Here is a 19,368-nt window from a genome sequence, read left to right on the forward strand (position 1 = left end):
GCATTACAGAACAACATTACATGACATGGCACCATACTGTACGAATGCCCAAATCCGCATTTATACCTGATTTCGGGACACACGCCTAAACCCACTGTGCGTTTGTAACATACAGTAGAGTATCAACCTGCAAAGGAATGTGATCTCATGCCTGGACACTACTATCATCGGAGGCCGCTACAGCGATCCCTTTCCGATCCGTATAGTTCAACTCCTTATCCCGGACTCGATCCGTACAACGAGGTTCCTCAAGCCGATTCCTCCGCGGTGGTGCCTTATGAAGCGCCAGCGAGTATTACGGATGCCGCTGTCGTTACACCAGACCCTGCTCCAGCCAAAGGGGGACTGCTCGGAAGTCTCGGCAGTCTCGGCAATATCAAAAATCTCAATGAAATTAAAGGTTTTATTGACCGTATGGGCGGGATTGACGGAATTGTGGCCACGCTTGGCAAGGTACAAAAAGTCATGAGCAGCGTACAGCAATTTGCCCCAATGGCGAAGCTCATAATGGGTGCGCTCCCCGTATTCGGCAAATCCGGCAGCAAAAATTCTGCGCCTGCTTCCGAGGAATTGGACGAATACAAGCCACCTTCACGTCGCCGCCGAAAAAAAACACAACGCAAAAAGGCCACTACTCCGCGCAGACGTCCGGTCAAGCGTAAACGTCGGTAGTCCATTTTATTTGAACCAGCCTCGACGCATAAACCAGACCACCATTGCAACACTGAGCAGAAACATGAAGATGAGGATGTAAAAATAGCCATATTTCCAGGTTAACTCGGGCATATACGAAAAATTCATACCATAAATGCCGACAATTAGCGTCAAGGGCATAAACACCGTCGTAATTACGGTCAACGTCTTCATGATCGAATTCATGCGGTTGGAATTGAGCGAAATATAACTGTCTCTCAGGTCGGCTGTCATTTCGCGGTCGGCCTCCAGCATGTCCGTCAGCTTCAACAGATGGTCATAAATATCCGTAAAATAGGCCGTATGCTCCCCTTTGCCCTGCACATGCTGCGAATTCAGGACCCGGTACATCAGATCACGCATCGGTACAATCGTACGGCGCAGCTTGAGCAGCCTGGCCCGCAGGGCAAATACCTGCTTCATCAATTCCTCCACCGATTCGTGCCTGCCCAAGCCCTCCAGCTCGGCCAATTCATCCTCAATCATGAACAGACTCGGAAAATAGTTATCCACCAGCTTATCTATCACAGTGTAGGCCGCAGCTAGCGGTCCGCGCGACCATATTTTGCGTTCATTCGCATGCTGGGCAATCCGTTCCCAGGCCTGATCTATCTCATCCAGTTCATGATGGTGATAGGTCACCAAATAGCGGCTGCTAATGAACAAGTCCACTTCTTCCGCATCCAGTGTATCTACATCAAGCGCGTGTACGACCAGAAACTGCACATCCTCGTAATAATCCAATTTAGGGCGTTGGAGGACATGCATACAATCCTCCACAGCCAACGGATGAAAATGAAAATAACTTGTCAGCAGCTCCGATTCACGATCTGTAGGCTCGCTAAAATCCACCCATACCCATATGTAATCCTCCATGTCTATTTGCTCCAGTGGCTGTCCCACCGTCACCTGATGATCATGACCTATAGTCAATGTACGTATCACCGTACGTCCCCCTCGTCTACACTACCTGTCTTTTAATACTGTTTATATTGTATATAAGCCATTCCGGATTATACAAATTTCAAGCGCTATATTCCACACACCAAAATAAGAAAAAAGATATGTCAGGTTCAATCCACCCCTAACATATCCTTAAAATAATTCATTCGGTATCGCTTAAATCTTTTTTCATTTTTTCTACAGATGTGGGATAACCGATACAGATGTGGGATAACCGATACAGATGTGAGATAACCGAGTTCCACCATTCAATCAAATGATGCTAACCTCGCTATTTCCCTCGGTGCAGCAAGCAAAGCGCTGCGCCAATTTCCTCTGCCTATACCCACTCATTTAAAAGTGGGGGAGGCTTTTGCGAAGAAAAGAGCAGGTTCAGCGAGTAGTAGCGCAGCGGGCCATTTGAATCTGTAGAAGCGGCAGCGTTCGCCTTTGCCTCTGAATTTTAACCTATAAGAGGTCTTATATAATCCAAAAAAATTCAGGGGCAACAGCGATCGTAAGATCAAATGGACCGCGGAGCGTCTCACAACGAGCACCCACACACACATTCACAAACCCTGCCTCACTTTTATAAAACTTTCTCCAAGAAACTAATCGTCCGCTCATTTTTCGGATTACCAAATACCTCTTGTGGTGTTCCTTCTTCCACGATGTAGCCACCGTCCATAAACACAACACGGTCGCTTACTTCGCGAGCAAAACCCATCTCATGGGTCACGATCATCATCGTCATGCCTTCACGCGCCAGATCTTTCATTACGCCGAGCACTTCGCCCACCATTTCTGGATCGAGCGCCGAGGTAGGCTCGTCAAACAGCATAATGTCCGGGTTCATCGCCAACGCACGCGCAATCGCCACACGCTGCTTCTGACCGCCGGAAAGCTGTCCTGGAAGTGCATCAGCCTTATCAGCCAAGCCTACACGGTCCAGCAGCTTCATCGCCGTTTCCCGGGCCTCTGCCTTCGTCTGCTTGCCTAGCTCTGTCGGTGCGAACATAATGTTCTTGAGCACCGTCATATGCGGGAACAGATTGAAATGCTGAAACACCATTCCTATATTTTCACGGACTTTGTTAATGTCCACGTTTTTATCGCCCAGCTTGTAGTCGTCGACGATGACCTCACCAGCAGTAATTTCCTCAAGCATATTCATACAACGCAAAAACGTACTTTTCCCTGAACCCGAAGGGCCGATGACGCATACAACCTCGCCTTCCCGTACTTGCATGTCAATGCCCTTTAGCACTTGGTTGCTGCCATAACTTTTTTTCAGATCTTTGACGATAATTTTACCCACGGCGAACTCTCCCTTCAAGACGGTTGGAAATTTTGGTCAGGATTGTAATAACGATAAGATACATTATCGCAACGACCAGCCAAATATCAAAGGATTGGAACGTCCGCGCGATAATAATTTTACCGGATTGGGTCAATTCGACCAAACCGATAACAGACAAAATGGACGTATCCTTCAACGTAATAACCAACTGATTGATAAACGACGGGATCATGATTTTTACAGCCTGCGGCAAAATGATTTTGAGCATAGCCATCCGGTACGGCAAACCAAGCGAACGGGCCGCTTCCATTTGTCCCGGATCAATGGACTGGATGCCTCCGCGGATAATTTCTGTCACATACGCCCCCGCGTTTAGAGACAACGTCAATACAGCCGCAACAAAAAGCGGCATTTTGAAATCCAGTGCCTGTGGAATACCAAAGTAAATAAAAAATGCAAGTACGATCAGCGGAATACCGCGGAATACATCAACGAACACTGTCGCAATGCCACGGAGCACCTTGTTATGGCTTACCTTCATAAAGCCAAACACCAGCCCCAGCAAAAAGGCGATAAGCAGCGATACCAGGGTATACAACAGCGTATTTCCCATCCCTTTAATCAACGCAGGCAGCGAAGCCGAAATTAATTCCCAGCGGCTGCGCTCAACAGGTGCCACGCCTTTGCCGGATTCGCCCAGGTATTTGGACATGATTTTGTCATATTCACCACTGTTGCGAAGATTAACAAGCCCGGCATTGAATTTTTCCAGCAGTTCCTGATTATTGCCTTTGTTGACCGCAAAACCGTAAGAACCGCCTTTTTCCTTATCCGTCACCAGCTTGAGACCATTATTTTGCGTCACACCGTATGCCAATACCGGAAAATCATCAAAGCAGGCAACGGAATTCCCTGTTTTGACTTCATCGTACATTTGGGAAGAATCATCGAACGGTACCATCGTAAAGCCGTATTTGTCCTTAATGGATTCCGCAAAGGTGTAGCCTTCCGTTCCTGTTTTTACAGCTACACGCTGGCCCTTCAGATCCTCATAGCGTTTGATCGTATCATTATCCTTACGGACCGCCATGACAACCCCTGAATCAAAATAGGGCTCGGAAAAATCAAATTTTTGCTTCCGTTCATCGGTGATGCTCATCCCGGCAATGACACCATCCACTTGATTTGTTTCAAGGGCCTGCACTGCCGCGTTAAAGCCAAGAGGCTTAATCGTATATTCAAAATTTTGATCCTTGGCAATAGCAGCCAGCAAATCCATGTCGATTCCGACAAACTTGCCATCTACATCTTCAAACTCAAAAGGCGCGAACGTCGTATCCGTGCCGATATCATATTTTGTCTTGTTTTCTGCATGTGCCACTGCACCGAAATTACCGGCCAGGGCAACCACAAAAAACAAACAAATCATGAGAGCTATTAGTTTTCTAGATTTTTGCATAATTTCCTCCAGTCAGTTGAACGGTTCAAACTTTTCTGTTTATTCTACAGGAGTTATCAAAAATTGACTACTTTGATGTCAGCTTTTTTTGAAAAAATATTTCATGGAACTATCTGGATGTGTAAACTTCGAAGATGGATTTTAGTCACAGAATGCCAATAAGCCCCTGCCGCAAAAAGCGGACGGAAGCTTATTGTGTACCCTATAGTGTATGTTTTCTTTCGTGAAAAAATAATGAAAGCTAGAAAAGAATTTTGAAAATCAATCCGGCCAGCAGTGCCGAAATAGGGATCGTTATTACCCAGGTTATTACAATACGACCAGCTAGTGACCAGCGTACAGCACTAAATCGTTTTGCAGAACCAACCCCCAAAATAGCCGAAGTAATGGCATGAGTGGTACTTACTGGCAAATGAAGCATCGTGGCTGTAAAGATAACAGATGCACCCGATAGATCTGCTGCGAATCCATTAATGGGATCAATCTTAAAAATCTTGGTTCCCATCGTCTTGATGATTTTCCAGCCCCCGATGGACGTGCCCAGCGCCATGGCTGTAGCGGCTGAAATTTTTACCCACATCGGTACTTCCAAATGATCCTGATAGCCTGCTGAGACAAGTGCAAATGTGATAATTCCCATCGCTTTCTGAGCATCATTCGTACCATGCGTGAACGATTGAAGTGCTGCCGTAATGACCTGCATCGTTCGAAATCCCTTGTTTACCGTATGCGGACTGCGATAAGCGAAGATGTATTTCAAAATCATCATCACGATGTAACCGATAACGAAAGCAATCAGTGGGGAGAACACAAGTCCCTCCACAATTTCGATAAAGCCGCTCCAATTTAACTTATCTGCTCCGGCCCCCACATACACCGCTCCGGCCAGCGCACCAATGAGCGCATGGGAAGAGGATGAAGGAATGCCGAACCACCAGGTTAGAAGATTCCAGATAATCGCTGCGATCAGCGTCGCAATGACGATATCAATCCCATTCGTAAGCTTGGCAGGATTAGCAACGCTCCCGCCAATCGTCTTGGCAACCCCCGTGAACATGATGGCACCGAGAAAGTTCATAATCGCAGCCATAATAATTGCACGCCGAGGCGTCAAGGCACGGGTCGACACCGAAGTTGCAATCGCGTTCGCCGTATCATGAAATCCATTAATAAAATCGAATGCCAGAGCAAGAAAAATAACAATACCCAGTACCAGTAAACTTGTATCCATGTAAAAGGACTCCCTTACGAGTTACGCATAATGATGGATTCCAGCATATTTGCAACATCCTCGCATGAATCCGTTGTCGTTTCAAGGCGTTCGTACAGTTCTTTGCGTTTGATCAGCTCAATAGGATCAGTTACAGTTGCAAACAGGTTTTTGATGCAAATACGCAACAATTCATCCCCCTGATTTTCCAAATCATTCAGGCGAATGGTGTACTCACGAATAGCCAGCAATTTCTTTTGCGAAAGCAAATGTACAGCCTTCTGAATTTCATAAGCTGATTGACGCAAAATATCAGCGAACTGCACAATATACTCGTCCGGCTCCGTAATGTTATACATATAAAAACGTGAGGCTGTTGCTTCCAGACCATCCAGCACATCATCCATGGTTGTTGTCAGTTCCATGATATCGTCGCGTTCCAGCGGCGTGATAAAGGTCTTGTTCAGCTCAGTAATAATCGTGTGTGTGTAATCATCACACTTATTTTCATACTTCTTCATCTCATTGGTAAACAAAGTCACATCTTGAAGGTTTGAAGTATGTTGGGCAAAATAATCCGCTGCTTGCACGATCGTATCTGCCATATTTTCCAACGTCTCGAAGAATATATCCTTTTTCTTCAATCTCATAACGATTACCCCTTTACGAAAATATCCGCAACCTGTTTCGACTGCAATAGACAACCTTTGCTATCTTATCACACTCATCAATGTTTTTGTAATGTTTGCAAAAGCAAATTTCAGGATATTCGTATGCAGTACCCGACACAGAAGTTCATTATCCGACATTTTTTCCTTAAAAAGGAGTGTTCCGTTTTTATTTTGTGTTTATAGTCACATGCTCATTTAGAGAAGTATCTGCAGGGACCACATGTATATAGGATGTACCTGGCGTCAACGGAATTTCAACTCCATTTTTCATAAAACGAACCGCATCACCGGGCGTATGCTGCCATTGTGCATGTATGACTCGTCCTTGTTGAAACACCATGGCCTCTCCACTGCCATTCAGCGCAACACTCAATCTGCCTACATCATCCAGTGTTCGATGGCTTGCGCTCATCACAATAACATTGGCCGCAGAAAGCTGTTGATTATTATTTTGATCCATATGTGACTTTTCGTTCACAAATCGCTTATATTGCTGATCCGCCGGATCGTAGGTGTAGGATACACGATAGTTTTTGAGCAAAAAGCGGATTTGCAAAGATGCTGCACTCTCGTCTGTCATGACCGGGGCTTCACCGGATTTAAGGTAAGGATATACGGGAACCTCCGCCTGCTTGACATACCCTTTATAATCAATTCCTTTGCGTAGTCTGCTTACATCTGTGTACAGATTATGGGGAGGACGACGATCTTTGCTTCGCCAAAAGTAAGCCCCTCCATTCGAAATCTCATCCAGATGCTCCTTCTTCTGCTGCTGTAAAATCGCATAGGCATCTGTGCTTCCCCCTGCATGTATCGGCAATGCATCGTAGGTTTCACCCAGCTCAATCAGATACGGTCGGATGCTGCGAACCGGACCGATTTTCACATCTCCGCTATAGCTTTGAAAAAAAGCGACCAAGCGAGTAATTCCGCCTTCTGCAAGAACTTCATATACCATGTCTGCCTGACTAAGCCCTGCCTGTGGACGTGCAGCCGGAGCATTGTTAATCATGATCGCGAGCGGTCGCTCCAAAACAGGCTGCTCCACCGGAAGACCGGTAAGTGGAGCTGTAAATGCCGGAATGGACTGCTCTTTGGGCGGCTCAGCCTCCAGTTCTGTTTTTTGTTCAATCAATTGGGGAGCGGGTTCAGATTCACCCGTTTTGGACAAGGCAGAACAAGACATCAGCGTCATGCATAACAGAGCTGAGGCCATCACACGCAACCATTGCGTTCGTTGGGAAATGGACCTGGACAAGTTTATCCCTCCACTTTAGATTTTTTTCTCATTATAAGCTTTTTTTCCTGTTTTTGTCTTGATCGAAGGTATACGTCCCGATAGAATACTTATCTGAAGACATTAAAATTTAAAAAAATATTCAGACTTTGTGATTTTTATCACAAATAAGTGTAACTGAACCTAATACAATAAAGGTGTAGCAGAGATGATCATCCTAACCTAATGAAATACAAAACATTTTGATATAAGAAAGAGGAGTGGTTTAAATGTTTAACAACTGGTTGCGTGAAAACAAAGTAGCGATGTGGCTGCTGACTGTAGTACGGGTTTATCTCGGATATGAATGGATGAGCCATGGACTTGAAAAGTTGACTGGCGGATTTGATGCCGCTGGATTCATCTCGGGGGCCATTGCTAAAACGGGTGGAGATCATCCCGCTGTACAAGGCTGGTGGGGATCGTTCCTCGAAGCCTTTGCCCTGCCAAATGTCGGTTTGTTCAACGTCCTGATCCCACTGGGTGAGTTCTTGGTCGGGGTTGGCCTGCTGCTTGGTACACTGACTACGCTGGCTGCTTTGATGGCCATGGTCATGAACTTCTCGTTCCTGTTCTCGGGTACAGTAAGCACCAATGCAATCTACCTGCTGTTTGAAATCTTCCTTGTGGTCGCTGGTGCAAATGCCGGACGGATCGGCTTTGACCGTTGGGTACTGCCCTTCCTGCGTGGACTGTTCGGTAAAAATAAAGATACCTTTCCAGCCGATCGAAAAATAGCTTAACTAACCTGCAAACAACCGTTACCCTCTGGGCTAATGGTTGTTTTTTTTATGCAGCTATGCTGCTCTCCACTTATTCATCACTGAAGGAGTCTCCCATGGTCATACTGACGTGGGAACTCCTTTTTTTGTCGGATTCAACATTTCATCAAATGTTTACAAGTTGGATACAACATGGAATGCTCACGATACATTTCCCCTATACACTACAGATACACCAAAGAAAACACGAAGAAATATGGAGGGTTAAATGATGAAAAAAATGACCAAAGCCTATCTCATGCTCGCGACAGTAGCTTTCACTGTACAGACTATGGGACTGGGATATCAGGCAACAGCCGCAGCAGCAAAAACTGCTACAGCATCTCAGACGGTAAGCGCACAACAAATTTCCAAGACCTTTGAGCAATTGCTAAGCCAGCCTGGCAAGCTGCCTCAGGCGTTTACGTATTTGCAAAAGCACATTCAATCCGTTCCAGTCGCTCGGGCAACCATGATGACGCTCCATCTGGAAAATGCCCAGAATAAGCAATTGGATGCATACTCACGTACGCTATACCCGACGTCTGTTCAAAATAAGATTAGTAGCATATACAAACCTGGCGATACGTTCACCAATCTGATTAGCCGTACAAAAGACGCAAGCCTGAAAAAATTACTAGTCCAAACCAGAGATGCCGGATTCAAGCTTGAAACGGCGGAAGGTATGTTTTATCCGGTCATAAACTATGAAAAATACACAGTATTCAGCAAGTACACCACGGCAGATATTCGCAGCTACATTCAGATCATGGCTGTGGAATCAGGACAGGCCGCTACCAAGGATGCCGCGCTCCGTATTGGCTATCAGCAGTTAGCGGGACGAGTGCTGGCACAGGAAGCGTTTTTAAACCAATATCCACATTCCAACCGTACAAAAGCGGTAAAAAACTTATATGAGATGTACTATTTCTATACCTTCTACGGCACGAACAATACGCCACTATTCGATTATGAGACCAAGAAGATTCAACCTAATGCCAAAAAAGGATATCAACTCGTCATTCAACGCAACCCGGATTCGAAGAGTGCCTACATTCAGAAGCTGAAAGCCTTTGTGACCCTGCTGGATCAAAACGGAGATAAGCAAACGACACAAGTATCTGCCTGGCTGAAAAAGAACGTATCTTCCAATTAATCGAGAAAGCGGAATATAAAAGAACTTCCATTCCCACACGCCATGTGGATTTGGAAGTTCTTTTTACATTTATTGATCATTTTTCCTGACCAAAAGCCCAGCAATTAAGGCTTAGCGAGCCAAGGACATAGCTCTGAAAAAGCTTGCGTGCCGAGCGCTGATCATCCGCAGCCCCCATCACATAAAACAAAGGTGATAAATGCTCAATCCCATAAGAAGGAACCGCCTGCTTGGCATAAGGTGCCTTCTTGTCATATTGGAATAGATGACGCAAATTCCAGTCTTGAAGCTGCTGTCCAATCCAGTCATCATATTGAACCGCCCACTCGGCCGGCTCATTCGTTTCCTTGAGTGTACGCAGATTGTGTACCAATCCGCCGCTGCCGATAATCAAAATACCTTGTTCTCGCAGCGGTGCCAGCATCCGTCCAATCTCATACTGCTCCTGCGGAGCGCGCCGGGAATCAATGGAAAGCGGGACGACAGGAATGTCCGCATCAGGATATATATGCCGCAAAACCACCCATGCTCCATGATCCAGTCCCCGGTTTCGAACCGGCTGGTGAAACAGGTTATGCTGACTGAACAGATGCTTTATCTCCTCACACAGCTTCGGATCGCCTGGTGCAGGGTAATCAAGTGTGTACATTTGCTCAGGGAAGCCATAGAAATCGTGCAACGCTGCATGCTGATCATCCGCACCGATACATTGATCAGGACTATCCCAATGCGCGGAAAAAATGACTATTCCTTGGGGGCGGGGCAGGCTCGCGCCCAGCTCTGCAAGAAAGCTAGTGTATGCGTTATTTTCTACAGCCAGTGTCGGTGAACCGTGCGCAACAAAAATTGAGGGTAATGTCATCGCTGCCAACCTCCACACGCCAGTATAGTGTTACTCTTCCATTTTACTCCGGCGGAGGCGCAATTTCCAATGCAATCCGTTAGACCTGAAATCAGATCATCCAGTGCTGCCAATCCCGTTGAATATTTTCCTGCTCATCCAGCCATTCCAGCGTCCGGTCAATCAGCTGTTGCCGCTCTTTACCTGAAGAGAAGGTGTGATCTCCCTGGAAAATAATCTCTTTATCACAGCGTCCCTCTGGACGCATCCAGAATACCTTCTGGAATAAAAAGGCATAGTCCACAGGAATAATATCATCCGAGGTTCCGTGAATAACGAGCACATCCCCGTTAAATTTGACAGCCTCCTGAAACGGCTGGAACTGGGCTAACGACTCAAAATAAGCAGGTGTGAATTTGTAGTCCAAATAATCGGCCTGACCGTTTTTAACAGACTCGTCGTACACGCTTCGCTCCGTAATTTTGACGATGTCGTTGAACGGATAGCCGACAGCTGACCACAGGACCAGGTTTTGTACTCTCTTGTCCCGTACAGCTGTGAGAAGGGCGACTGCGCCCCCCAGACTGTGACCGATCAGCGTTACCTTGGTCGGGTCGATGTCCGCGCAATTCACAGCATAATCCAGCACGGTACGTGTCTGATTAATCATCGACTCCAGCCCTTGCTTGCCATAATCGCCTGTGCTTTCCCCACAACCGGCAAAATCAAAGCGCAGGACAAAATATCCCCCTGCTGCAAGCTCACGTGCAGTCTTTACAAATAACCGATCTACCCCGATACGATTGCCTACAAATCCGTGGCATATCACGACGAGCGGCACCCGTCTCTGACGGTCTCCCTCACCCGGATTATTCGGATAATGAATCGTAGCAGCCAGCTCCTCATTTTCAAAGCGAATTCCAATTTGCCGTTCCATCATCATTTTCCCCCTGAATAATTTAAACGTATATTGTAACACGGATACTCAGCAAAATACCCATTTACTTTAATTCCGATAAGTTTAATAAGTTTTATAGTAAAGTCAGTCTATCATCGCCCTGCTTCCTTGTCAACCTGTCATCCACATCGATAAAAATGTAAACAAATGGCGCTCCCCATACGATGCCGGAGAACGCCATACTACATGCTAGGTAGGGTGAATCCCCCATCATTAGACGTGGAAGATTCCTATTCGTAGCTGTTCCTGAACATCTGGTGGGTTTCCACTCGTCCCTCCCACTCCAGTTTATAAGAGGCACCGCTATTATGATCCTCATGCCATAAGCTGCGGTAGCTCTCCTCACCCAGTTCCCCTGCAAATTCTGTATCCTGAGCCACTTCAGTATCGTCCAGTATACGGTATGTTGGAGCTGCTCCTTGAATGCTCCGGTGACTCACGCTAGCAGGCGAGGATACCCTGCTGTTCCCGTTCGGAGCGCCTGCCAGTCGTTTTTGGACTGAATAATCTGCCTGATTCTCCAGCTTCATGATGCTACATCCTCTCAACGTTTATATTCAGGTTGCTCCATGTGCTCACCCTTTATCCAGTTTGAGGAGAATGCAGCGCTAATATACATTCTGCCGATAAAGCCTTTTGCCATCTGGCGCTTCCTCACGTATACTGTTTTTGTTGCAAAATACCGGTTCCATCAGCGGGATACGCTCGCGAAGCAGGAGGAAGAAATGAATAAAGCAAAATATTATACGCTTATTGCATGGATTGCCTTGTCCATGTTTTTTTTGACACAGGCGATGATTGGAGGGTTTATCGCATTTACAGGCGGAGATATTACTCCCTTTGAAAAAGTTAACCTGTCGACCCTCATCATTATCGCTGCAGGAGCGATTCTACTGGTTGAAGCACTGATGAATTTTATGGACCGTTCTGGAGAAGACGAGGAGACGCAACAGCCAGACCATGTACCAGTGAAGCCCCAGTTGAATTTCAAATCCATCTTGATGTATATTGTGCTGGTTGTCGTGATTCTCGTCTCCGGCTTGGCATTGCGCAGTATACTGCCTGTGTTCAGGATTTCACCTTGGGTAAATCTGATTCTCGCCGCCGTCGGCTTCATCGGACTCAAACCAATTTTTCTGCGTAAAAAGCGTTCTTAATTCACAAAAAATCCGTATTCCCGCCTGCAAGAAGATGCATGTGGAAATACGGATTGATGTATTCTAAAGCTTATTTGGAAAATAGCTGCTCTGCATTATCCAGAGCGATTTTGTGCCCCATTGCGGAATAGTCCAGCCAAGGCTGTCCCTCCAGCATATAGACATGACCCTGCTTAACCGCCTTGAGTCCTTGCCATACCGCGTTTCCTTCCAGTTGCTTGTATACCTTTTGCGCATCAGCGCCTTTACTGATAATGACAAGGATCGCATCAGCATCATAATCAGGCAAAACTTCCTGGGACACGACCTGGTAGGCCTTGTTGATTTTTTCTACACCCTTGGCTGGCTTCAAGCCCAAGTCCTGATATAGCAGCGGTCCTACCGGACGCTTCATGCCCATGACACGAACTTCCTTCGCCGTCACACGTATAGCCATAACTGTTCCATCTCCGATTTTGGAGTGGATCAGCTTTTTAACCCGTTCCTTTTGTGCCTCATAATCTTTCAGAAAAGCGTCCGCCTCTGCCTCACGGTTAACCATGACGGCGATTTTTTTCAGTTGGTCCTTCCAAGTGCCTTCATCCAGATCAAAAACCTCGGTCGGCGCGATTTTTTCAAACTTGGCTACATCGGTGCCTGAATATTTTTTGTCGAGAAAAATATGATCAGGCTGAAGCTCCAGCACCGCTTCCATATCCGGGTCTGTGACAACACCCAGCTTGCGGGTATTTTGGAGACGGTCCTTTACATGGGGCAGAAAATCCTTCACATCTCCGCCTACGACCGAACCGGCCGGAGTAATGCCCAGTGCCAGCAGGTTGTTCGTCAAATGGATAGACATCGAAGCAATCCGCGAATCGGCGTTAATGGTTGTCTTGCCGCTGTCGGCTGCTTTACTATCTGTAGCTTGGGATTCTGCAGCTTTGTTATTTGCTGCTTGTCCACAAGCGGACAGCATAATCATACACAAAACAAGAAGCATTGCTGCCCATGAACGCTTAACATCCGAACCCTTAATTCCATATTTTTTCATCATTATTCTCTCCTATGCCCTTAGAAGCCTCATATCCATGATCCATGTACAAAGCTTCTGCTTATTGATATTTCAATAATTTATAACACTCAATTCGTATGTAGTCCTTCTGTCATTTGGTTCGGGACAGCAGGAACAAGAAATACGGTGCCCCTACCACCGCAACCACCACCCCTGCGGGAATCGCGTTCGGCTGAAACAACGAGCGTCCAATCGTGTCGGATACGACCAGTATGACAACCCCGACAAAACAGGCCACGGGCAGCAAATGCTGGTACATCGGTCCGACCAGACGACGAGCCAGATGGGGTGCGATCAGCCCGATAAAACCGATGCCTCCGGCCATAGACACGCTGGCACTGGATAAAGCTACGGCTGCACCCAGCAGCAGCAGGCGCTGACGCTTCACATTCGTGCCAATACCGGCTGCTGTCTCGTCGCCCAGTGACAGGTTATTCAGGCTGCGTGTCTGTGACAGAACGTAGGGCAACACAATGATGATCCACGGCAGCAAAGCCGCTGCATGCACCCAGTCCCGGCCCCATACGCTGCCAGCCAGCCAGCGTGCAGTAAATGCATACGTATCCTCATCCAGCCGCAGCGACCAATACAGCGTTATTGCGCTGAGGCCCGAGGCTACACCGATGCCGGACAAAATCAGACGCACAGGCACGATTCCCCGGCTGCGGTTATAGGACAACAGTACAATCAGCACTGCCGCAACGATCCCTCCTGTAAAGGTAAACAAGGGAATAAGCAATGCTGACGAGCCCTCCAGGTCGCGAAAGAAGCTGACGAACATTACCAGCCCGAGCGCAGCACCTGCGTGAAGACCCAGTACTCCGGGGTCAGCGAGCGCGTTGCGTGACAAGCCTTGCATGACAGCTCCGGCCGCACCCAATCCCGCGCCAGCCAGCACGGTTACGACGATACGCGGCAGACGATATTCAAACAGGACCATCTGATCACGTCCACTGCCACCGCCAAACAGCGTATCCAGCACACGCAGCGGTGGAATGCGAATCGTTCCGGTGTTCAGACCCAACACAATAACAACAAAGCTGATCCCCGCCAATACCAAACAGACGAGCCAGGCCTTTGTTTTTCTTGCATCTCCCGTTCCTATAGAGCGACTCACTACAAATCCCTCCTTTCCTTACGGGCGAGAAAGAGGAAAAAGGGTACTCCGATAAAAGACACCATAATTCCAATGGCCAGCTCCTCCGGCGGATTTGCCATTCTCGCCCCCAAATCAGCCAGCACCAGCAGTACAGCTCCCAATAGTGCAGACAACGGAACAATCTGGCGATAATCCACGCCGATCAACTTGCGGGCGATATGCGGAATGACCAGCCCTACGAAGCTGATGGCCCCGGCGGCCGACACAGATAGCCCAGCCAGCACCACCACGGTAAGCAGGCCAAGCAACCGGATACGCTTGAGATTTATTCCCAAGTTCAACGCCACCTCATCGCCCATTGAAATCAGCGAAATAGAGCGCGCCAGCCCCATCGACCAAACAATTACAATCAGCAAAATCGGCGCAAGGATCTCAAGCTGCGACCATTTGATTCCGGCAACACCGCCCGCATACCAAAAGGCCAAATCCTGACTCAGATCAAAATAAATCGCGATCCCCGAAGTCATAGAACCTAGCAGGGCAGCCGTCACAGCCCCGGACACCGTCAGTCTCATTGGCGTCAATCCCCCCGGCGCGGAGGCTCCGAGGCCGAATACAAGCAAGGTACTCATCAGCGCACCGAGGAACGACAATACGATTAACGTGCCATAAGGCAGATTGGGGAAAAAGGCAAAGCTCACAGCGACTACAAACATCGCTCCTGCGTTGATGCCTAGCACACCTGTATCTCCCAGCGGATTGCGTGTAATGCCCTGAATCAGAGAGCCTGCCACCGCCAGCGCGGCTCCAATGACGGCTGCACCGAGCACACGCGGCAATCTCAGCTCATGAATGATCTGATGTGTCATTAGCGAACGATCATAATGGAACACTGCCGCCCACACAGTACTTAGAGTCAAATCCTTGGCTCCAAGAGAAATAGCGGCAAACATGGACAAGGCCAGCAATACAGCAGAAGCTATGAACAACAATATCTGCCGAATCCTGCCTGCCCGGAGCATCGGACGAGTTAATGAGGATGCATCGGAAGCTGTGCCCTCTGACGAAACTGCATGTTCGTCCGTTCTGCCTTTTAACCGCATTCGTGAGGTCACTCCCTCCATACCCGAAAATAACCATAAATCCAAATTCGATAATGATAATTATTATCAGCTTGATTCATAATAGCATGTTTTTGTTACATTGCAAGCCAAAAACTGCTCCCTATACGAAGGAGCAGTTTTTGGCATACATCTATAAGAGCTGGCTATGTGGATGACTTCAAGCTGCCCGCTTTTAGTACGTAGGCCAGCCTGCCGAATCCCATTTCAAATCACTGATGAGAAGCTTTGGATTTCCGTTGTCGGTAGCATCATAAGCATGACGCGCTATGACACTATTATTATAGATGGATTGGCCGCCCGGTCCCCTCCAGCGGTCATTTCCGGCATCCAACACGGTTCCGCCGCCATCCATCAGGTTTTTACCGCTCTTGTCCACATATGGACCAGTGATATTCTTGGAGCGGCCGTAAATGATTTTGTAATTGCTGTCTACGCCTTTGCAGCAGTTATCAATGGAAGCAAACAGATAGTAATAGCCATTGCGGTATGTGACATGCGGCGCTTCCAAACCACCGGCAGTCCGCTTGGCAATAGAATAAATCTGGCCCGTAGGTTTCATTGTATTTTTGTCCAGACGAGTAATTTTCAAGCCTGAATTCCATGAGCCGAACGAAAGCCACGGGTTACCGGAAGCGTCAATCACGAGATTCGGGTCAATGGCGTTATAATCGTTAGAATCCGTCGTACGCAGCACCAGTCCATCATCTCGCCAACTTCCCGCACCAATGCTTGTTGCAGAGGTTAGTCCAATAGCCGAGGTGCGGGAGCCGAAGGTAGAAATGGAATAGTACACCCATACTCGGCCGTTGTACTTTTGAGCATCCGGTGCCCAGACATCATTCGGGGTTTGTTTAGGCACATACGTCTTCCACCATGATAGCGGTGAGAGGAATATTTGCGGCAGTCTGTAAAAATTGCGTCCGTCATCCGATCTTTGAACCTGTATCCCCTGCCCTGTGGAGAAAATATACCATGCATTGCCTTCCTTCGTGATGGACGGATCATGTACCGCCACATCGCCGGTTAACGGCCAATGCTCCGCTGACGCGAACGGCATCACGGACAGCAATAATGCAGCCGAGGTTACGGCGGCAAACGCCGTTCGGGCCAATTTACCCTGCACTGATTTTTTCCAGGATTTCAACACTCTTACGCACCTCCGAATTTGTTTTATATACTGTGAATCAGGCGAAACATATATTACGTTAGTGTTTATACTTAGGAAGTTACACATATATTAACCTATCAACTTCAACTTTGTAAACGCTTTATTTCAAATAAAAAGAAATTCATACCCTACGCATAACGTTAACAATACGAAAAAGGAGCCCGCAGGCTCCTAGGCTCCTTTTTAGATCATCCTTATTAAATCAGCATATTAAACAGATTCTCGTTTTTGTTCAGTTCCGTATAATTGAGCCCCTTGCGGTTCATTCGTTCAATCAAAGGAAGATAGTCTTCCTGATGAAGCAGCTCAATGCCGACTAGCGCCGGACCGTTTTCCTTGTCGTTCTTTTTCGTATACTCAAACCTTGTGATATCGTCGTCCGGTCCAAGCACATCCTGTAGGAACTCACGCAACGCCCCGGCCCTTTGCGGGAAATTCACCATAAAATAATGCTTTAGTCCTTCGTAAATCAGGGACCGCTCCTTAATCTCCTGCATCCGATCAATATCGTTGTTGCCACCACTGACGATACAGACCACCGTTTTGCCTTGAATCTGCTCACGATACAGATCAAGTGCCGCTACAGGCAGTGAGCCCGCAGGTTCCACTACAATCGCATTTTCATTATATAGCTCAAGAATGGCGGTGCATGCCTTGCCTTCCGGGACCTTTACAATATCGTCCAGGGTATTTTTACAAATGTCATAAGTCAGCTGGCCAACACGCTTCACCGCAGCTCCGTCAACAAACTTGTCTATTTGGTCCAGCGTAACCACCTTCTGCAGACGCATCGCTTCCGTCATCGACGCCGCCCCAAGCGGCTCCACGCCAATCACCTTGGTGGACGGATTGACTGTTTTTACATACGTACCTACGCCTGCCGCCAAACCACCACCGCCAATTGTCACGAATACATAGTCCGCAGGGGTATCCAGGCTTTCCATTACTTCCATCGCAATCGTACCGTTGCCTGCGATAATTTTTGGCTGGTCAAACGGATGGATAAAGGTCATCTCCTGCTCACTGCACACCTTCATGGCCTCGTCATAGGCGTCGTCAAACGTATCTCCGGTCAGAATGACCTCCACACTATTACCGCCAAAGCGGCGAACCTGCTTCACCTTCTGATTAGGCGTTGTGCTCGGCATGAATATTTTACCGTGGATGCCCAGCGCATTACATGAAAAGGCCACACCTTGCGCATGATTGCCCGCACTCGCACACACAATGCCCTTTTCCATTTGCTCGGGAGTCAGACTGCGAATCATGTTGTAGGCTCCGCGGATTTTAAAGGACCGTACAACCTGGAGATCCTCTCTTTTCAGATATACATTGCAGTTATATTTGGCCGACAGGACAGCATCCTTCTGTAAAGGTGTACGTACAATCACCTCACGCAGCATATGATGCGCCCGTACAATATCCTCCATACCAACGGTTGACGCCGTGGCCGGGCCAGTTTTCTGGGTTTCTGTTGGTTCCATAGGTTCTCCACGCTCCGCCTGAATATTTCTGTATTGGGAATCTTTCAAACATCATACCACGTTTACCTACAGCTTGTGCAGGTCATAGACATGAAAATGAGAATGAAAATCAATTATAATTCAAAAAAAGACCGGGCGATGCCCGATCTGGTATTTTACCGCTTCGATTATCGACTATCCTTTAACCCCGCCTGCCGTCATACCTTCAATGAAATAACGCTGGAAGAACAGGAACACGACCAGAATCGGTAAAATAGCCAACACCGACCCGGCAATCAGCACATCATAATTGTTGCCATATGGCGTCAGCAGACTGGATAGACCAATCGGCAGTGTCAGCATGTCGTTGGTACGCAATACGATCATCGGCCACAGGAAGTTATTCCAGCTGTTCATCGCCTGTAAAATAGCCATCGCCGCAAACGCAGGCGCCATCAGAGGCATCATAATCCGCACGAAAATACCATACTCCGAACAACCGTCAACCCGTGCAGCATCCATAAAGTCCTTGGGCACTCCACTCAAATATTGACGGAAGAAAAAGATCGGGATCGGCGCAACGACGAAGGGCAGTATCACACCCCACACCGTGTTGATCAGCTTCATGCCAATCATCAGCTTGTAAAGCGGCAGCATGATAATTTCAACCGGAATCATCATTACGACCAGCACCAGTGTAAAAATCACATTTTTCAATCTAAAACGGTACATCTCCAGACCGTAGCCCACCATCGCAGACAATATCAGACACAGCACCGTAAACAAGACGGTAATCACAATGCTGTTCCAATACCATTGAAAATAATCCGTCGTCCCCTGAAAAATGAACGCATAGTTTTTCAAGGACATCATGCTCCACTCCAGCTTGAGATTCAAGCCATAGCGCAGCAGCTCCGTCGATGGCTTGAACGAGGCAAGCGTCACGGCAAATAACGGAAACAGGGCAAACCCGGCAAACAGAATGAACAGGACAACGAGAAATGCGGATAACGGGCCTTTTTGTTTCTGAGCCATC

The 19,368-nt window shown here is 47.5% G+C and carries 19 protein-coding genes; 4 read left to right on the plus strand and 15 right to left on the minus strand.

The genetic code is table 11. From position 1 onward, the window contains the following. The first annotated feature begins 147 nt into the window (after positions 1-147). Positions 148-672, plus strand: a complete 525-nt coding sequence (locus tag B4V02_RS21005; RefSeq protein WP_007428884.1) for a hypothetical protein — start codon at positions 148-150, stop codon at positions 670-672. 6 nt (positions 673-678) lie between these two features. Here the strand turns inward: B4V02_RS21005 and corA are convergent, their stop codons facing one another. The 6 genes from corA to B4V02_RS21035 form a co-directional block, all read right to left on the minus strand. Further along, on the minus strand, positions 679-1,638 hold the full coding sequence (corA, locus tag B4V02_RS21010; protein WP_007428883.1) for a magnesium/cobalt transporter CorA: 960 nt from the start codon (positions 1,636-1,638) through the stop codon (positions 679-681). A gap of 586 nt (positions 1,639-2,224) precedes the next feature. After that, the gene (locus B4V02_RS21015; RefSeq protein WP_007428882.1) at positions 2,225-2,953 is read right to left on the minus strand and encodes an amino acid ABC transporter ATP-binding protein; all 729 of its coding nucleotides are present in this window, start codon (positions 2,951-2,953) and stop codon (positions 2,225-2,227) included. Next, positions 2,946-4,394 carry an amino acid ABC transporter substrate-binding protein/permease gene (locus tag B4V02_RS21020; RefSeq protein ID WP_094156272.1) on the minus strand — a complete coding sequence of 483 codons (1,449 nt, stop codon included), beginning with the start codon at positions 4,392-4,394 and terminating at the stop codon, positions 2,946-2,948. The genes B4V02_RS21015 and B4V02_RS21020 overlap by 8 nt, the downstream gene beginning before the upstream one ends. Before the next feature lie 241 nt (positions 4,395-4,635). After that, positions 4,636-5,625: an inorganic phosphate transporter gene (locus B4V02_RS21025; protein ID WP_094156273.1), complete on the minus strand. Its 990-nt coding sequence runs from the start codon at positions 5,623-5,625 to the stop codon at positions 4,636-4,638. 14 nt (positions 5,626-5,639) lie between these two features. Beyond that, on the minus strand, positions 5,640-6,254 hold the full coding sequence (locus B4V02_RS21030) for a DUF47 domain-containing protein (protein ID WP_007428879.1): 615 nt from the start codon (positions 6,252-6,254) through the stop codon (positions 5,640-5,642). 187 nt (positions 6,255-6,441) lie between these two features. Then, positions 6,442-7,533, minus strand: coding sequence for a DUF3048 domain-containing protein (locus B4V02_RS21035; protein ID WP_094156274.1), 1,092 nt, complete (start codon positions 7,531-7,533; stop codon positions 6,442-6,444). Between the two features lie 248 nt (positions 7,534-7,781). Here B4V02_RS21035 and B4V02_RS21040 point away from each other — a divergent pair, with 248 nt between their 5' ends. Together B4V02_RS21040 and B4V02_RS21045 are read left to right on the plus strand one after the other, a co-directional pair. Beyond that, positions 7,782-8,294 (plus strand): DoxX family membrane protein, encoded by a 513-nt coding sequence (locus B4V02_RS21040; protein ID WP_094156275.1) that lies wholly within the window; start codon positions 7,782-7,784, stop codon positions 8,292-8,294. A gap of 247 nt (positions 8,295-8,541) precedes the next feature. Beyond that, complete coding sequence (locus B4V02_RS21045; RefSeq protein WP_244188377.1) at positions 8,542-9,468, plus strand: hypothetical protein; 927 nt, start codon at positions 8,542-8,544, stop codon at positions 9,466-9,468. A gap of 76 nt (positions 9,469-9,544) precedes the next feature. On the opposite strand, the gene B4V02_RS21050 is transcribed toward B4V02_RS21045, so the two are convergent. The 3 genes from B4V02_RS21050 to B4V02_RS21060 form a co-directional block, all read right to left on the minus strand. Beyond that, on the minus strand, positions 9,545-10,330 hold the full coding sequence (locus tag B4V02_RS21050; protein WP_094156277.1) for a dioxygenase family protein: 786 nt from the start codon (positions 10,328-10,330) through the stop codon (positions 9,545-9,547). Between the two features lie 91 nt (positions 10,331-10,421). Then, complete coding sequence (locus B4V02_RS21055) at positions 10,422-11,246, minus strand: alpha/beta hydrolase (RefSeq protein ID WP_094157058.1); 825 nt, start codon at positions 11,244-11,246, stop codon at positions 10,422-10,424. 251 nt (positions 11,247-11,497) lie between these two features. Next, positions 11,498-11,797, minus strand: coding sequence for a hypothetical protein (locus tag B4V02_RS21060; RefSeq protein ID WP_007428873.1), 300 nt, complete (start codon positions 11,795-11,797; stop codon positions 11,498-11,500). Positions 11,798-11,992: 195 nt separating this feature from the next. On the opposite strand from B4V02_RS21060, the gene B4V02_RS21065 reads away from it, so the two are divergent. Further along, positions 11,993-12,424, plus strand: a complete 432-nt coding sequence (locus tag B4V02_RS21065; protein ID WP_094157059.1) for a hypothetical protein — start codon at positions 11,993-11,995, stop codon at positions 12,422-12,424. Between the two features lie 70 nt (positions 12,425-12,494). On the opposite strand, the gene B4V02_RS21070 is transcribed toward B4V02_RS21065, so the two are convergent. From B4V02_RS21070 to B4V02_RS21095, 6 genes are all read right to left on the minus strand, one after another. After that, the gene (locus tag B4V02_RS21070; protein ID WP_094156278.1) at positions 12,495-13,457 is read right to left on the minus strand and encodes an ABC transporter substrate-binding protein; all 963 of its coding nucleotides are present in this window, start codon (positions 13,455-13,457) and stop codon (positions 12,495-12,497) included. A 112-nt stretch (positions 13,458-13,569) separates the two neighbouring features. Further along, positions 13,570-14,595: a FecCD family ABC transporter permease gene (locus tag B4V02_RS21075; protein WP_094156279.1), complete on the minus strand. Its 1,026-nt coding sequence runs from the start codon at positions 14,593-14,595 to the stop codon at positions 13,570-13,572. Then, positions 14,595-15,680, minus strand: coding sequence for a FecCD family ABC transporter permease (locus B4V02_RS21080; RefSeq protein ID WP_094156280.1), 1,086 nt, complete (start codon positions 15,678-15,680; stop codon positions 14,595-14,597). The genes B4V02_RS21075 and B4V02_RS21080 overlap by 1 nt, the downstream gene beginning before the upstream one ends. Positions 15,681-15,873: 193 nt before the next feature. Continuing rightward, positions 15,874-16,848, minus strand: a complete 975-nt coding sequence (abnA, locus tag B4V02_RS21085) for an arabinan endo-1,5-alpha-L-arabinosidase AbnA (RefSeq protein ID WP_094156281.1) — start codon at positions 16,846-16,848, stop codon at positions 15,874-15,876. A 218-nt stretch (positions 16,849-17,066) separates the two neighbouring features. After that, a complete protein-coding gene (gene ilvA / locus B4V02_RS21090) occupies positions 17,067-18,353 on the minus strand; it encodes a threonine ammonia-lyase IlvA (RefSeq protein ID WP_094156282.1) in 1,287 nt (428 codons plus the stop codon). Positions 18,354-18,527: 174 nt separating this feature from the next. Next, positions 18,528-19,367 (minus strand): carbohydrate ABC transporter permease, encoded by an 840-nt coding sequence (locus tag B4V02_RS21095; protein ID WP_010348742.1) that lies wholly within the window; start codon positions 19,365-19,367, stop codon positions 18,528-18,530. Position 19,368 lies beyond the last annotated feature (1 nt).

It is taken from the genome of Paenibacillus kribbensis (genome assembly GCF_002240415.1).
Lineage (GTDB): Bacteria > Bacillota > Bacilli > Paenibacillales > Paenibacillaceae > Paenibacillus > Paenibacillus kribbensis.

Bases quoted from the DNA above. Each gene is read 5' to 3' on its own strand.
- B4V02_RS21005 (WP_007428884.1), top strand. From the start codon at position 148: ATGCCTGGACACTACTATCATCGGAGGCCGCTACAGCGATCCCTTTCC.
- B4V02_RS21030 (WP_007428879.1), bottom strand. From the start codon at position 6,254: ATGAGATTGAAGAAAAAGGATATATTCTTCGAGACGTTGGAAAATATG.
- B4V02_RS21025 (WP_094156273.1), bottom strand. From the start codon at position 5,625: ATGGATACAAGTTTACTGGTACTGGGTATTGTTATTTTTCTTGCTCTG.
- B4V02_RS21070 (WP_094156278.1), bottom strand. From the start codon at position 13,457: ATGAAAAAATATGGAATTAAGGGTTCGGATGTTAAGCGTTCATGGGCA.
- B4V02_RS21065 (WP_094157059.1), top strand. From the start codon at position 11,993: ATGAATAAAGCAAAATATTATACGCTTATTGCATGGATTGCCTTGTCC.
- B4V02_RS21095 (WP_010348742.1), bottom strand. From the start codon at position 19,367: ATGGCTCAGAAACAAAAAGGCCCGTTATCCGCATTTCTCGTTGTCCTG.
- B4V02_RS21055 (WP_094157058.1), bottom strand. From the start codon at position 11,246: ATGGAACGGCAAATTGGAATTCGCTTTGAAAATGAGGAGCTGGCTGCT.
- B4V02_RS21060 (WP_007428873.1), bottom strand. From the start codon at position 11,797: ATGAAGCTGGAGAATCAGGCAGATTATTCAGTCCAAAAACGACTGGCA.
- B4V02_RS21020 (WP_094156272.1), bottom strand. From the start codon at position 4,394: ATGCAAAAATCTAGAAAACTAATAGCTCTCATGATTTGTTTGTTTTTT.
- B4V02_RS21040 (WP_094156275.1), top strand. From the start codon at position 7,782: ATGTTTAACAACTGGTTGCGTGAAAACAAAGTAGCGATGTGGCTGCTG.
- B4V02_RS21080 (WP_094156280.1), bottom strand. From the start codon at position 15,680: ATGCGGTTAAAAGGCAGAACGGACGAACATGCAGTTTCGTCAGAGGGC.
- B4V02_RS21045 (WP_244188377.1), top strand. From the start codon at position 8,542: ATGATGAAAAAAATGACCAAAGCCTATCTCATGCTCGCGACAGTAGCT.
- ilvA (WP_094156282.1), bottom strand. From the start codon at position 18,353: ATGGAACCAACAGAAACCCAGAAAACTGGCCCGGCCACGGCGTCAACC.
- B4V02_RS21050 (WP_094156277.1), bottom strand. From the start codon at position 10,330: ATGACATTACCCTCAATTTTTGTTGCGCACGGTTCACCGACACTGGCT.